Source organism: Thiocystis minor (genome assembly GCF_016653465.1).
In the GTDB taxonomy this organism is placed as follows: domain Bacteria; phylum Pseudomonadota; class Gammaproteobacteria; order Chromatiales; family Chromatiaceae; genus Chromatium; species Chromatium minus.
In genome coordinates this window covers 14210-27501 of sequence record NZ_NHSQ01000045.1, presented here as the reverse complement: position 1 = coordinate 27501, position 13292 = coordinate 14210, and the positions used below count along the sequence as shown (strand labels likewise).

Genomic DNA, 13292 nt, shown 5'->3' with positions numbered 1-13292 from the left:
GTTGCCGCCATGTCCCACGAACCCAATCCCGTCGATCTTGCGTTTGAAGACTTTCTGAAAGACTTGCCACCGGAGTACGCCGAGATGGCGTATGAGTTCAAGGCGTTCGCCCGCCCGCGCAAGCTCAAGACGCCCGCGCAACGACTGCAGGTGGTCATGCTGTATTGTGGATTGGATCAGGCTCTGCGAACCACCGCCGGTCGCTTCACGCGGTGAGAGGAGCGGATCACGGAGACCGCGATCCACCAGCGGTTGCGGGCCTGCGGCCCCTGGCTGAAAGCGTTGCTACACACGAGGTTACCCGCCACGCAGACCCCGTTGACAGCCTGGCGGTTGCTGATCGTCGATGGCTCGTCACGGCAAGGACCGGGCGCCGAGGGAACGGACGATCGGGTGCATTTGGCGCTGGATTGAACCCACCTGACCGTGCACGCCGTGGACGTGACCGGCGTGGATGGCGGGGACACCCTGGCCCGTGACCCGTGGCAGGCAGGAGATATCGTGCTCGTGGACCGAGGTTACCATCAGCCACGGGTGATTCTCGATCGGTTCGCGCGTGGTGTGGGGGTGATCGTGCGCTTGAACCCCACGGCGATGCCCTGGTTTGTCCGCCCAGGGGAGGCGGAGGTGTGCGATCCGGCGGCGGTGCGGTGGGCTGTCGCGGCGTCGCGGCGCGCCGGCACGGACGACACGATCCGTCTCCCGGGGTGGCGGCGCGCGCCGGAGGCGAGCGGACCGGGTTGGCTACACGCCGTGCGTCTCCCGCCCACGGCGGCGGAAGCCGCCCGCCGGCGTTGCCGGCAAGCGGCCCAGCGCAAGGGGCGAACCCCGAGTGAGGCCACCCGGTTTCTCGCCGGCGGGGTCATGGTCTTCACCACCGTGGCGCCCGAGACCTTGGATGGCCCCACCGTGTTAGCGTTGTACCGCTGCGCTGGCAAGTGGAACTGGCGTTCAAGCGGCTCAAATCGCTGCTTGACCTCGACGCCTTGCGCACCCAGCAGAACAGCCGGTTGGGCGAGGTCTGGATTCGAGGGAAATGACTCGATGCACTGGTCGTTGAACGACGCGCTCAACGCCACACCACGCGCGGCTTCGACCCGCTGGACCAACCCCGTCGGCTGACGCCCTGGCGGCGCTTGATGATCGTGCGCCAACAGGTCGAGGCTGGATTCTCGATGCCCAGCGCTGGCGAGCCGAGCAGTGGGAGGCCTGCCTGGAGGTGCTCCAGGAGCGCCCGCGTCGACGCGCCTTGCAAACCCTTCCGGCCAGGGTCATTGAGATGATGAATTCACAAGAACGTCAACGGTACGGTTAAGTTGGCGCTTATGGGGATACCCCTCAGGCCCGCACCAGGGTGATGCGCCGCCCCGCCGGACTCCGCTGGTCGGCGCTCGCGGTGCGTTCGGCGATCGGCGGTTGGTCCGCGCGCCGGTCGAAGACGATCAACCAGCCCGAGTCCAGCCCCAACCCGGCAAGATAGCCGTCGAGCTGGCTCAAGCCCTCGGCAAGCGGATCGGGGCGCCCGTCGCGCCAGACCTTTAGCTCCATGGCGAGCGTAACCGCGCCATAGCGCAGACACAGATCCATGCGCCCGGCACCAATGGCGTATTCGCGCTCCAGGGTGCCGATCCCGTTGGTGACGCGATGCAAGAAGGCCATCAGCACCAGATGCGGAGCGATCTCGTGGTAGGGCGCGCTCTTGAGCAGCGGCTGGCCGTGCTGGCGCCAGAAGGCGAGAAAAGCGTCCAGCAGTCGCGCGGGATCGAGCGCGCCATCGGCGGCGAGCCAGGTCGGGGCGATCTGTGGCAGGGACGCCTGCGGCGTGAAGGCCAGGGCGCGCGGCAGGACTTCGCGGTAGATGGGATTGGCGACCACTAGGCCGCCGTCGCGGCTCTGGCGCAGCAGGCCCAGATCCAGCAGGTATTCGATGTCCTCGACCGGGGCATCGCCCAGCGCCGAGCCCGCGAGCATCGGCTCGATGATGCGCCGCACGCGCGGTTCCTGGAGCTTGTGGGCGAGCTGGTCGAGATGGGTGACACGCTCGACGATCATCGCTTCCTTGGCCCGGTCGATCAGGTCGCGTGTGATCGGCTGGCGCCGGTCACGGCCTTCAGGTAACTCGAAGCAGGCGCGATAGGCGAGCGCGTTGACCAGCCACGGCTGGCCCTGGGTCAGGGTCCAGACCCGCTCCAGCGCCTCGGGGGAGAAGGGCTGTCCAGTCTCCTGGGTGTGCTCCAGCAGCAGGGTGCGCACCTCGTCGGCGTCGAAGTCGCCCAGGCGCAAGGATTTGGCCTTGATGTTGAAGGCGCTGCCGCCGGTGATGGGCGCGGACTCGGAGCGGGCGTGGATGCGATAGTCGCGCAGATCGCGTACCCCGCAGAGGATGACCGTCTGCGGAAAGGCGCCCGGGCGCTGCGGGTAGCCGGCGCGCAACTGGCGCAACAACGAGATCAGGGTATCGCCGATCAGGGCGTCGACTTCGTCAAGCAGCAGGACGAGGGGAGTCGAGCTATTCAGGCTCCAGGTTTCGAGCAGCCCGTTCAGCATCCCATCGGCGCCGCGTGCCTCCCAAGCCGCCTTGGCCCAGTCCTGCAGCCGATCCTCGCCGAGATAGAGCCGGGCGGCGGCGGCGATGGCACCGCAGACGGTCCGCATCCCACGCGCGACATCCTCGCGCGTGGTCTGCGCGGTCTCCAGATTGGCATAGACCGCCCGATAGCGCCCCTCTTGATTGAGCCGCGCCATCAGCGCCAGCAGACAGGTGGTCTTGCCGGTCTGACGCGGGGCGTGGAGCAGGAAGTATTTTTTCTGGTCGATCAGAGTCAGGATCGCGTCGAGATCCCAGCGCGAGAGCGGCGGCAGGCTGTAGTGATCCTCCGGCCGGTTCGGACCTTCGGTATTGAAGAAGCGCATCGGGCACCTCGCGGTTGGCGGGACGGATTCAGCATCGCATGGCGCTCCCAAGGCACCGTGCCGAGCAGGTGACTCAGCCCTCAGCGAGTTGGGCGGTGCTTCCAGCGGGAGCGACGATCCGCGCCGGGACGATGCGCCACGCCAGCCGCCGTTCGCGCACCCCGGTCCAGGCGCGTTCGCCTTGCGCGACGACCACGACCGGCCTGCCCAGCTCCAGCAGCCGGCCCAGAGAGCGTCCGATCTGAAGAGTGTTGATGTTTTGTCGTGAAATCAGTGCAGGTACGTACACAGCAACACGAAAAATCCTTGCCCGTGTCTCTGGCAAGACGCCGGTCAAGCCGAGTTATTTCCCAGGACGCACCAGCCCGCCCAATCCAACCGCTTCCAGCGCATCGAGGAGCAGGCGGCGCACCGAACCGGAGTCCTCGCATTGCAGCGCGACCTTCAGCACCTCGCGCGCCCGCGCCCGGCTGATGCTGCGGATGACGCGCTTGACCCGCAGCAGACTGCCGGCGCCCATGCTCAGGCTGTGCACACCCATGCCGAGCAACAGAAAGGTCGCGAGCGGATCGCCGGCCATCTCGCCGCAGACGCTGACCTCGCGGCCATGCACTCGTGCGCCGGTGATGATCTGCAGCAGGGCGCGCAGGATCGCCGGATGAAACTCGTCGTAGAGCTTGGCGACATGCGGATTATTGCGGTCGACGGCGAGCAGGTATTGGGTCAGGTCGTTGGTGCCGACCGAGAGAAAATCGACGCGCCGCGCCAGTGCCTCGGACTGATAGACGGCGGCCGGAACCTCGATCATGACGCCGACCGGGGGCATCTTGACCTGATAGCCTTCCTCTAGCAGTTCGGCATGGGCGCGATGGATCAGCAGCAGGGCGTCGTCCACCTCCCCGACCGAGCTGATCATGGGCAGTAGCAGTTGCAGGTTGTCGAGTCCGATGGCCGCGCGCAGGATGGCCCGCACCTGGGTCAGAAAAATCTCGGGATGATCGAGCGTGATGCGGATGCCGCGCCAGCCCAGAAAGGGGTTGGCCTCGTTCATCGGGAAATACGGCAGCGGTTTGTCGCCGCCGATATCGAGCGTGCGGATGGTCACGGGGCGCGGGGCGAACAGTTCCAGCACATGCCGGTAATTCGACATCTGGGCGGCCTCGCCCGGAAAGCTGTCGCGCACGATAAAGGGAAGCTCGGTGCGATAGAGACCGACCCCGGCGGATTCCTCGATCCCAAGCGGGCGGTTCTCCGAGACCAGCCCGGTGTTGAGATACAGCGGCATCAGATAACCGTCCGTGGTTTCGGCGGGCAGATGACGCAGGGTCTGGAGTTCGTTGGTCAGCACCGCGTCGTCTTCGGCGAGACGCTGATATTCGGAACGAACGGCCGGACCGGGGGCGACATAAACGCGCCCGCGATACCCGTCCACCACCATCTCCCGACCCTCGGCCCGGCTGACCGGTAAATCCGCGACACCCATCGCCGCCGGCACGCCCATGCCACGCGCCAGAATACCGACATGGGACGACCCCGAGCCGGTAGTGGAGACGATGCCGACGAGCTTTTCGCGCGGCACGTCGGCGATCTGCATCGCGCTGATCTCCTCGCCCACCAGGATCGTCTGGGGCGCGTACTGGATCGGCGCGGCGGTCAGATTCTGGAGGTGCATCAGCACGCAGCGCCCAAGATCACGGACATCGGAACCCCGCTCGCGCAGATAGGCGTCGTCCATGTTGTCGAACACCTTGGCGTGTTCGGTGATCGTCTCGCGCAGCGCCCCTGGCGCCCAGTTGCCGGCGCGAATGCGCGACAGGGTGCCGTCGATCAGGGTGTCGCTTTCGAGCATCAGGCGCCAGGCGTCGAACAGCGCCATGTCCTCGGTGCTCAAGACCTTTTGGGTTCGCGCCGCGAAGCGATCCAGGTCATTGACCACATTGCGCACCGCGCGCCGAAAATCCTCTTCCTCCACGTCCAGGCTGTCGGGACGGCGATCCGGGACGGCATCCAGATCGGCCGGCGGGTAGACGACGACTGCCTGGCCGATCCCGATCCCCGGCGAGGCGGCCAGTCCGGGCAAAAAACGCTGCGGAATGCCGTCGTCCTGAAGACGCACCAGTTCGCCGCTGGTCCGGGCGTAGGTGATGGCCCCGGCGAGTTGCGACGCCAGGGTCATGACGAAGGTGACTTCGTCCTCCTCGAAGTGGCGACGCTGACGCTGGCGCAGCACCAGCACGCCAAGCACTTTGCGATTCTGGATGATGGGCGCGCCCAGAAACCCGTGATAACTCTCCTCGCCAATGTCGACGATTCGTTCGTAGCGCGGATGGGTGGCCGCGTCGTCGAGATTGATCGGCTCGGCGCGCTCGCTAACCAGGCCGATCAGTCCGCGGCCAAGCTCCAGACGCACCCGCCCGACAACATTGCCGCTCAGTCCCTCGGTCGCGTGCAGGATGTGGCAGCGGTTGTCGAAATCGTTGAGATACACGGAGCAGACATCGGCGCCAACCGCCTGTTTGACGCGACGCACGATGATCGTCAGCGCCTGCTCCAGATCCTGGGCGTTATTGACCTCCTGAACGATACGCCGCAACGACTCCAGCATACTGAGCGGAGGACTCGCGAGAAGAAATGTTGGACTCTCTGACAAGCGGATACCTGGATGGATAGACAATGCACTAGGGATGGCGCTGGCGCAGAAACCCCGCGACCCCGGTAAAATACTCCTCGTGTCGCGGCAAGCCTTCGGGATAGAGGATGGGTGCCAATTCCTCAAGCGCCTGTTGATAGACGCGACGCTTGAAATAGACGACCTCCTGGAGCGGCTGCCAGTACCGGACCCAGCGCCAGGCATCGAACTCGGGCTTATCCGTGGTATCGAGGCAAAAGGCATCCTCCCCGCAGTCCACCCGGAGCAGGAACCAGACCTGCTTCTGACCGATGCAGGTCGGTCCGCAATGCCGACGGATGTAGCGCTTGGGCAGATGGTAACGCAACCAGCCCCGGGTGCTGCCCAGAATGGTGACCTGTAAGGCTTTCAGGCCGACTTCTTCCTCAAGTTCCCGGTACATCGCTTCTTCGGGAGTTTCGTCGGCATTGATGCCGCCCTGGGGAAATTGCCATGCATTCTGGCCAACACGGCGCCCCCAGAATAAGCGACGATCCCGATTGCTCAGAATAATGCCGACGTTGGGTCGAAAACCGTCGTGGTCGATCAAGGAATCGTCATCCTGTTGTCAGGTCTATGCCCATTCTTCCATATCCGAGTTGTTTCCGGCAAGCGATGCACTACGTAAGCGATTGCTAATCAAGAGCTTGCTCGGGCAAGATGAGGCCCGACGCCAAGCCTGCGCCCGGATCCCGGACTGGGGAGCGGCGCGCAATCTGGGATCGGAATCTCGAATGACCGACGATCGGCGCGGATCGCGACGGTTTGCTCGCCAACTGCCGGATTTTTCCGTCTCAACGACTTTTCACGACCACGCTTTTCCTGGGAGTTCTCCGGCTCATGGCCCTGTCCATTTTCGATCTCGATAATACCCTGCTCAATGGCGACTCGGATTATCTCTGGGGGCGCTTCCTCGCGCGCGAGGGCATCGTGGACGGCGATCATTACGAACACGAAAACGAACGCTTCTATCGCGACTATCAGGCCGGTACGCTGGACATCCAGGAATTTCTGCGCTTTTCGCTGCGACCGCTCCGCGAGCACCCCCGCGAGCGACTGGAGGCGCTGCGCGAGCGGTTCGTCACCGAGTTGATCGAGCCGATCATGCTCGCGGCGGCGCGGGAGCTGATCGCCGCCCACCGAGCGGCCGGTGATACGCTCATGATCGTGACAGCGACCAATGCCTTCGTGACCGCGCCCATCGCTGCGCGTTTCGGCATCCCGTACCTGATCGCGACCCAGCCGGCGGAGTCGAACGGCGAATACACCGGCGAGGTCGAAGGCGTTCCGGCCTTTCGGGAAGGCAAGGTCATCCGCCTGGAGCAGTGGCTCACCGAGCACCGGCGGGATCTGACCGGAAGCACCTTCTACAGCGACTCGCACAACGACCTGCCGCTTCTGGAACGAGTCGAACGACCCGTGGCCGTCGATCCGGACGCCCAACTCCGCGCCATCGCGCAATCCCGCGGCTGGCCCATCCTGTCCCTGCGGGATTGACTGCGTTTCCGGGCGCACGGATTCAATTTGGCATGAAGTTTTCCGGAAATCGCCCCACGGCGACAACTGACAACTGACAACTGACAACTGACAACTGACAACTGACAACTGACAACTGACAACTGACGGATTCACCTTTCCGTCATCCAACCCACATCTTCCTGCAATCGTCGCGACCTAAGATCGCCCTCTTCATTAGCCGATGAGTTCGAGGGTCTGCCATGGTCGCTTCCGCCTCCGCGTCGACCGCCCCGCGCGGCGAACGTCTGTTCGCCGAACTCGCTTCTTCCGCCCTGGAAGTCCGCGAGGCCCAATCCCTGCGCTATCGGGTCTTCGGCGAGGAAATGGGGGCGCAACTCAAGGGCGTCGCGGGTCTCGATATCGACGAGTTCGACGACCACTGTCAGCACCTGCTGGTGCGCGATGCGCAAAGCGGCCGGGTTGTCGGCTGCACCCGCCTCCTCTCGGACGCGCAAGCCGTCCGTCTCGGGCGCTTCTACTCCGAAAGCGAATTCGAGTTGGGCTCGATTACCCGTCTCAAGGGGCGTCTCCTGGAGGTCGGCCGGACCTGCATCGCGCCGGAATTTCGCCAGGGATCGGCCATCGCGGTACTCTGGTCCGGACTGGCCGGCTACATCAATCTACACGGCTTCGATTATCTCTTCGGCTGCGCCAGCGTTCCGCTCGGAGACCAGGATCTCCAGGCCGCGGCCATCATGAACCGGCTGCGCCGGCAGGCCATGTCGCCCGAGAGCCTGCGCGTGACGCCGCGCGTGATGCTGCTGACCGCCCAGGTTTCCGAGGACATCCTCGACGCCCCCCTCCCGGCACTGCTGCGCGCTTATGTCCGGCTGGGCGCCCGAGCCTGCGGCGAACCCTGCCGGGATCCCGATTTCGGGGTGGCGGATGTGCTCATGCTGCTTAATGTTGATGAGATGAACCCAAGTTATTCGCGCCATTTCCTTGAACGTATGACCGGCAGTTGAGAACCCGATGATGGCAAGATCGCTCTGGAGAAGTCTGCGGGTCATCGAGCACCTGACCACGGGTGCAATCATCGCCCTGTACATCCGTCTGCGCTCCAGCATCGGCCGGCGGCCCGTCTGGGTGCCCCAAGCGGTGCGCTGGTGGCATGCCCGGCTGTGCCGCGCGCTGGGTCTGCGGCTGCGGATCGCGGGGCGCGTCGAGCCTGGCTGTCTGCTGGTCGGCAACCATATCTCCTGGCTCGACATCCCCATCGTCGGCGCCCAGCATGAAATCGTTTTTCTTTCCAAGTCAGAGGTCAGGGGCTGGCCGCTCATCGGCTGGTTGGCCGAGATCGCCGGGACGCTCTTTATCGAGCGCGGCGCGCATCAGGCCGACCGCATCGCCGCGCGCATCGTCACGGAGATCGTGCAAGGACATCCGCTGATGATCTTCCCCGAGGGCACCACCAGCGAAGGTCATTGCGTACGCCGCTTTCATCCGCGGCTCTTCAGTGTCGCGCAAGATTCGGGGATTCGCATCCAGCCGGTCGCGATCGGTTATCGTCGGGGCGAGGATCCGACACCGGATACCCGCGCGCCCTATGTCGACGACGACACGCTGATCGCCAATCTCTGGCAAATTATCCGTCACCCGGATTTGGTCGCTCACATCCAGTTTCTCCCGCCGTTGCAGGTGGACGACGACGCGACACGGCGCTCGCTGGCCGAGTCCTCGCGGCTGGCGATCGTCGCGACGCTTGGTCTGAATCCGCAGAATGACCGGCGCCGCGGACATGACAAGCCGGAGACCGCCCCCGCGAGCGACGAATCCACCCTGACCAGCCCCGATCCGAGCCCTGCCTGACGCCATGCAACGAACCCGCAGCACTTCATCCGATTCTCGGAAACCCGCTCGGCTGGAGATCGCCATCGTCACCGAGACCTATCCGCCCGAGATCAACGGCGTGGCCAATACCATGCTGCACCTCGCGGAAGGTCTGGCGGAACGCGGACACGGGATTCAATTGGTGCGTCCGCGCCAGCAGACCGATCGGGAGCGCATACCCAGTGGGCCGGTGGTTCACTCTCTGGTGCCCGGACTGCCGATCCCCGGCTATCGCGGCCTGCGCTTCGGCCTTCCGGTCTACTGGCGTCTGCGCCGCCAATGGCATCGAACCCGGCCGCATCTGGTCTATATCGCAACCCAGGGACCGCTTGGCCATTCGGCACTCTCGGCCGCGCGCGCGCTCGGAATCCCGACCGTCACCGGTTTTCACACCCAATTCCATCAATACAGTCAGCATTATGGGCTCGGCATTCTGACCCACCAGATTGCCGAGACCCTGCGCCACTTCCATAACCGTTCGGATGCGACCCTGGTTCCGACCGCGGAGTTGAAGGCCGAGCTGTCGAGCGGCGGTTTTCAGAACGTCCATGTGTTCGGGCGTGGCGTGGATGTCGCGCGCTTCTCGCCAACCTGGCGCGACCCGGTGTTGCGCCGTTCATGGGGCTGCGATGACGACACCCTGGTCGCGCTCTACGTCGGCAGGGTCGCCGCCGAGAAAAATCTGGATCTCGCCCGCGAGGCGTTTCAGGCGATACTGGCCGAGCATTCCAACGCGCGCTTCGTCCTCGTCGGCGATGGCCCCGAACTCGCGCATCTGCGGCGCGAGTACCCCGACTTCATCTGCGCGGGGGCGAGGGTTGGCGACGCGCTCTCCGCCCACTATGCTTCAGGGGATCTCTTCCTCTTCCCAAGCCTGACCGAGACCTTCGGCAACGTGGTCACCGAGGCCATGGCGAGCGGACTGCCGGTCATCGCATTTGATTACGCGGCGGCACATGCCCACATTGAATCCTGGGGCAATGGCGTGACGCTTCCAGTTGGCGACAGCGCGGCCTTCATCGCCGCCAGTCGCGCCGCCGCTCAAGATCCTGTTCGTCTGCGCCAACTGGGCGCGGCGGCCAGGAAAACCGCCGAGGGAATCAGTTGGGATCGCGTTCTGGGCAGGGTCGAGGAACGTCTCTTCGAGGTGATCCGCCGACACGGTGGAATGGAGATTTATCATGAAACCATGGCTGCAACACCTGAATAATCGCGAGGCATCCATCTGTCGAACCTGGAGCCGATCGGGCCAGCGTGTCTGGGTCCAGCGCCCGTTCGCGCTGGTGAGCCGACTCGGCGACGGCGTCTTCTGGTATTGTCTGATGGCGATCCTGCCATTGCTCTATGGTGTCGAGGGTCTCAAGGCCAGCCTGCACATGCTGATCACCGGCGGCGTGGCGCTGGCGCTGTACAAGTCGCTGAAGGGCGTGACCCGCCGTGAGCGGCCCTGTCATTACGCAAGCGACATCATGGCCCTCGTGCCGCCGCTCGACCGTTACAGTTTTCCCTCCGGGCATACGCTTCATGCCGTCAGTTTCTCGGCCGTGGCTGTCTACTACTTTCCGCAACTGGCCTGGCTGCTGATTCCCTTTACCGCACTGGTCGCCAGTTCCCGGATTTTGCTCGGCCTGCACTATCCCAGCGACGTTCTGGTGGCAACCCTGATCGGTTTGACGCTCGCCTACTCCAGTCTTTCCATGTTCGATTAAACCGCGTCCATTCCGACAGGCGTGGTTTGGCGTATTGGGCTTTAGCCTCGCCAGCCAATTTTGACTTTTAGAGGGTTTTGGCATCAACGCCATACGGTCTGTTTCAGGATGACGCGGGAGGGGCTGACCCGATGCCCCACAACGCCGCGACCGGTCCCGGCCGCCCAAACAGATATCCCTGGAAGTCACGGCAGCCGCTGTCGAGCAAGAATGTCCGCTGGCCCTCGGTCTCCACCCCCTCGGCGATGACCGCCAGATTCAGGCTGCGCGCCAGGGCGACGATAATGCGCACGATCGCCGCATCGTTGGGGTCGGCGAGCACGTCCCGGACAAAGGACTGGTCGATCTTCAACTGGTCCAGCGGCAGGCGCTTGAGGTAGGTCAGGGAGGAATAACCGGTGCCGAAGTCGTCCAGCGCAAACCCCACGCCCAGGGCCTTGAGCGCGGTCATCTTGGCGATGGTGTCCGTGACGTCGTCCAAGAGCAGACTCTCGGTGAGCTCCAGCGTGAGCCGATGCGGATCGACGCTCGGCAGACCGAGCACCGCCCGCACCTGTCCCACAAACTCCGGGTGGCGAAACTGGCGGGCGCTGACGTTGACCGCCAGGGTCAGGCCAGCGGTCTCGGGTTGACGCGCCCAGGCCGCCAGTTGGGCGCAGGCCGTTTCCAGTACCCAGTGGCCCAGCGGCAGGATCAGCCCGGTCTCCTCGGCCAGCGGAATGAACTCGTTGGGCGCGACCAGCCCACGCTGGGGATGCCGCCAGCGCAGCAGGGCCTCGGCTCCGGTCAGGCCGCCCTCGCGGTCCACCTGGGGTTGGTAATACAGCAGGAACTGCCCGTCTCGCAGCCCGTCGCGCAGTTGCGCCTCCAGGGCAGTGCGTGCCTCCAGAACGGCCTGCATGTCCGGATCGAAGAAGCGCAGGGTGTTGCGGCCTGCCGCTTTTGCCTGATACATGGCGAGATCGGCCCGTTTCAGCAGATCTTCTGCCGTGGTTTGGTGGTCGGTGATCAGGGTGACGCCAATGCTCGGCGTGCTGCGGCAGTCGTGTCCGGCGAGCCGGTAGGGCTGGTTGAGCGCGGCCTGGATCTTCGCGCCCACGTCCTGCGTTTGGGCGGCGGCTTCCTCCGGCTGCTCGCTCAAGTCTTTCAGGATCACCACGAACTCATCGCCGCCCTGGCGCGACACGGTGTCGCCCGCGCGGACACAGTCGATCAGACGCTGGGCGACCTGCTGGAGTAACAGGTCGCCGATGTCGTGACCGAGGGTGTCGTTCAGCGACTTGAAATTGTCCAGATCGATGAACAGCAGCGCCCCCTGTCGGTGGCTGCGGGTACCGGCCGCCAGCACTTGACGCAACCGGTCCTGCAACAGGCGCCGATTGGGCAGCCGGGTCAGCGGATCGTAGAAGGCGAGTTGCTCGATCTGGTCCTCCGCCGCCTTGCGTTGGGTGATGTCGGTCAGCGTGACGATACTGCCGAGCGGATCGCCTTGCGGACCCACGAGCGGCCCGACGCTGACCAGCAGGTAGATGATCGACCCCGTACGCTCCAGTCTGACCTCGACCCAGCGCCGCTGGCCGGCGTTGACGATCTCCCTCAGTGAAAAAGGCGCGCCATCGGCCTGTTGCAGGGGAAAGACGCGCTCGAACGGCTGGTCGAGCGGGTTCTCGCCGCACAGAACGTGCGCCACCCCGCTGGCGCGGATGATCCGTGTGCTGTGATCGCACACCACGATCGCCTCGGCGGCTTGTTCCAGAATCGAGCGCGCCAATTTTTCAGCGGCCACGACGAGCGCTTCGCTGCGTTTCTGCTCGGTCAGATCCGTGGCGACCAGACACACGCTGCACTGCACATCTTCCATCTGAAACAGACTTAAGGAGAGATAGCAGGGGACGACCGTGCCATCGCTGGCGACCAGCTCCAGTTCGATCCGTCGTTGCGGCTGTGGTTGATCCAGATGCAGTAACGCCTGAAAAGCGGTCCGGTCGGCGGGGGCGATCCAGTGCTCGAAGGTCGCGCCGATCAAGTGTTCGAGCGGCGTCCTCAGCATGTCGGCCAAGCGCTGGTTGGCGTAAAAGATCATGCCGCCCCCGGCGGTCAGGATGAGCGCCCCTTCGCCCATCCCTTCGATCAGCACCCGGTAGGGATAGTCGGCGCCCTGGAGCGTAAAGATCTGCTCGCCGTTGACCCCCGAGACCACCAGTGCGTCCACCTCACCGTTGCGAATGGCATTGAGCGTCTCTTCGGCCTCCGCCAGGCGGGCGCGCAAGCCTTGGTTTTCAGCGATGAGTTTATCCATGGGGAGCGATTGCTTGACCTAGTCCTTCCGACGCAAGTCCAGCCCGACCAGGACGCGCTCGGTGCTCGACAGATCGCCGATGATCCGCCGCAAGGGGAGCGGGAGTTCCTTGATGAGAGTGGGCGCGGCGATGATCTGCTCGCCCCGCCCAAGTTGGGGCTGCTGGTAGAGATCGACCACCTCCAGCGCGTAATGCCCTTCCAGGTGCTCCTCGCAGATCTGCTTGATGTTGGCGATGGCGCGGGCCGAGCGCGGCGTCACGCCGGTCACGTAGAGTCGCAGGAGAAAGTCTTCCGGTGGCGGGCTGACCGGGGCCGGCTCCATGACCGGGGGCACATCGGAGGGCTGTTCGGTT

The 13292-nt window shown here is 64.6% G+C and carries 13 protein-coding genes; 7 read left to right on the top strand and 6 right to left on the bottom strand.

Translation table 11 applies throughout. The annotated features are described in order from the left end of the window. The first annotated feature begins 9 nt into the window (after window positions 1-9). The gene (locus tag CCR95_RS04125; RefSeq protein ID WP_201092131.1) at window positions 10-216 is read left to right on the top strand and encodes a hypothetical protein; all 207 of its coding nucleotides are present in this window, start codon (window positions 10-12) and stop codon (window positions 214-216) included. Window positions 217-426: 210 nt separating this feature from the next. Next, window positions 427-1122 carry a hypothetical protein gene (locus tag CCR95_RS04120; protein WP_201092129.1) on the top strand — a complete coding sequence of 232 codons (696 nt, stop codon included), beginning with the start codon at window positions 427-429 and terminating at the stop codon, window positions 1120-1122. Between the two features lie 216 nt (window positions 1123-1338). Here CCR95_RS04120 and CCR95_RS04115 read toward each other — a convergent pair whose 3' ends face one another. The 4 genes from CCR95_RS04115 to CCR95_RS04100 form a co-directional block, all read right to left on the bottom strand. Further along, window positions 1339-2913: an AAA-like domain-containing protein gene (locus CCR95_RS04115; RefSeq protein WP_201092128.1), complete on the bottom strand. Its 1575-nt coding sequence runs from the start codon at window positions 2911-2913 to the stop codon at window positions 1339-1341. A gap of 73 nt (window positions 2914-2986) precedes the next feature. Beyond that, window positions 2987-3202 carry a hypothetical protein gene (locus CCR95_RS04110; RefSeq protein WP_201092127.1) on the bottom strand — a complete coding sequence of 72 codons (216 nt, stop codon included), beginning with the start codon at window positions 3200-3202 and terminating at the stop codon, window positions 2987-2989. A 54-nt stretch (window positions 3203-3256) separates the two neighbouring features. Next, window positions 3257-5518 carry a phosphoenolpyruvate--protein phosphotransferase gene (gene ptsP / locus CCR95_RS04105; protein ID WP_201092126.1) on the bottom strand — a complete coding sequence of 754 codons (2262 nt, stop codon included), beginning with the start codon at window positions 5516-5518 and terminating at the stop codon, window positions 3257-3259. Window positions 5519-5591: 73 nt separating this feature from the next. Then, window positions 5592-6131, bottom strand: coding sequence for an RNA pyrophosphohydrolase (locus tag CCR95_RS04100; protein WP_014779871.1), 540 nt, complete (start codon window positions 6129-6131; stop codon window positions 5592-5594). A 290-nt stretch (window positions 6132-6421) separates the two neighbouring features. Here CCR95_RS04100 and CCR95_RS04095 point away from each other — a divergent pair, with 290 nt between their 5' ends. From CCR95_RS04095 to CCR95_RS04075, 5 genes are all read left to right on the top strand, one after another. Beyond that, window positions 6422-7078 (top strand): histidinol-phosphatase, encoded by a 657-nt coding sequence (locus tag CCR95_RS04095; protein ID WP_201092122.1) that lies wholly within the window; start codon window positions 6422-6424, stop codon window positions 7076-7078. A 221-nt stretch (window positions 7079-7299) separates the two neighbouring features. Beyond that, complete coding sequence (locus CCR95_RS04090; RefSeq protein WP_201092120.1) at window positions 7300-8064, top strand: GNAT family N-acetyltransferase; 765 nt, start codon at window positions 7300-7302, stop codon at window positions 8062-8064. A gap of 7 nt (window positions 8065-8071) precedes the next feature. Beyond that, window positions 8072-8908 (top strand): lysophospholipid acyltransferase family protein, encoded by an 837-nt coding sequence (locus CCR95_RS04085; protein WP_201092118.1) that lies wholly within the window; start codon window positions 8072-8074, stop codon window positions 8906-8908. A 4-nt stretch (window positions 8909-8912) separates the two neighbouring features. Beyond that, a complete protein-coding gene (locus CCR95_RS04080; protein ID WP_201092116.1) occupies window positions 8913-10139 on the top strand; it encodes a glycosyltransferase family 4 protein in 1227 nt (408 codons plus the stop codon). Beyond that, window positions 10111-10638: a phosphatase PAP2 family protein gene (locus tag CCR95_RS04075; protein ID WP_201092114.1), complete on the top strand. Its 528-nt coding sequence runs from the start codon at window positions 10111-10113 to the stop codon at window positions 10636-10638. The genes CCR95_RS04080 and CCR95_RS04075 overlap by 29 nt, the downstream gene beginning before the upstream one ends. A 103-nt stretch (window positions 10639-10741) precedes the next feature. On the opposite strand, the gene CCR95_RS04070 is transcribed toward CCR95_RS04075, so the two are convergent. Together CCR95_RS04070 and CCR95_RS04065 are read right to left on the bottom strand one after the other, a co-directional pair. Next, on the bottom strand, window positions 10742-12937 hold the full coding sequence (locus CCR95_RS04070) for a putative bifunctional diguanylate cyclase/phosphodiesterase (RefSeq protein ID WP_201092112.1): 2196 nt from the start codon (window positions 12935-12937) through the stop codon (window positions 10742-10744). An 18-nt stretch (window positions 12938-12955) separates the two neighbouring features. After that, window positions 12956-13261, bottom strand: a complete 306-nt coding sequence (locus tag CCR95_RS04065; RefSeq protein WP_201092161.1) for a circadian clock KaiB family protein — start codon at window positions 13259-13261, stop codon at window positions 12956-12958. Window positions 13262-13292: the final 31 nt, after the last annotated feature.

Excerpts from the sequence above, each read along its gene's own strand:
- CCR95_RS04125 (WP_201092131.1), top strand. The coding sequence starts at position 10 with ATGTCCCACGAACCCAATCCCGTCGATCTTGCGTTTGAAGACTTTCTG.
- CCR95_RS04115 (WP_201092128.1), bottom strand. The coding sequence starts at position 2,913 with ATGCGCTTCTTCAATACCGAAGGTCCGAACCGGCCGGAGGATCACTAC.
- ptsP (WP_201092126.1), bottom strand. The coding sequence starts at position 5,518 with ATGCTGGAGTCGTTGCGGCGTATCGTTCAGGAGGTCAATAACGCCCAG.
- CCR95_RS04095 (WP_201092122.1), top strand. The coding sequence starts at position 6,422 with ATGGCCCTGTCCATTTTCGATCTCGATAATACCCTGCTCAATGGCGAC.
- CCR95_RS04090 (WP_201092120.1), top strand. The coding sequence starts at position 7,300 with ATGGTCGCTTCCGCCTCCGCGTCGACCGCCCCGCGCGGCGAACGTCTG.
- CCR95_RS04085 (WP_201092118.1), top strand. The coding sequence starts at position 8,072 with ATGATGGCAAGATCGCTCTGGAGAAGTCTGCGGGTCATCGAGCACCTG.
- CCR95_RS04080 (WP_201092116.1), top strand. The coding sequence starts at position 8,913 with ATGCAACGAACCCGCAGCACTTCATCCGATTCTCGGAAACCCGCTCGG.
- CCR95_RS04075 (WP_201092114.1), top strand. The coding sequence starts at position 10,111 with ATGAAACCATGGCTGCAACACCTGAATAATCGCGAGGCATCCATCTGT.
- CCR95_RS04070 (WP_201092112.1), bottom strand. The coding sequence starts at position 12,937 with ATGGATAAACTCATCGCTGAAAACCAAGGCTTGCGCGCCCGCCTGGCG.
- CCR95_RS04065 (WP_201092161.1), bottom strand. The coding sequence starts at position 13,261 with ATGGAGCCGGCCCCGGTCAGCCCGCCACCGGAAGACTTTCTCCTGCGA.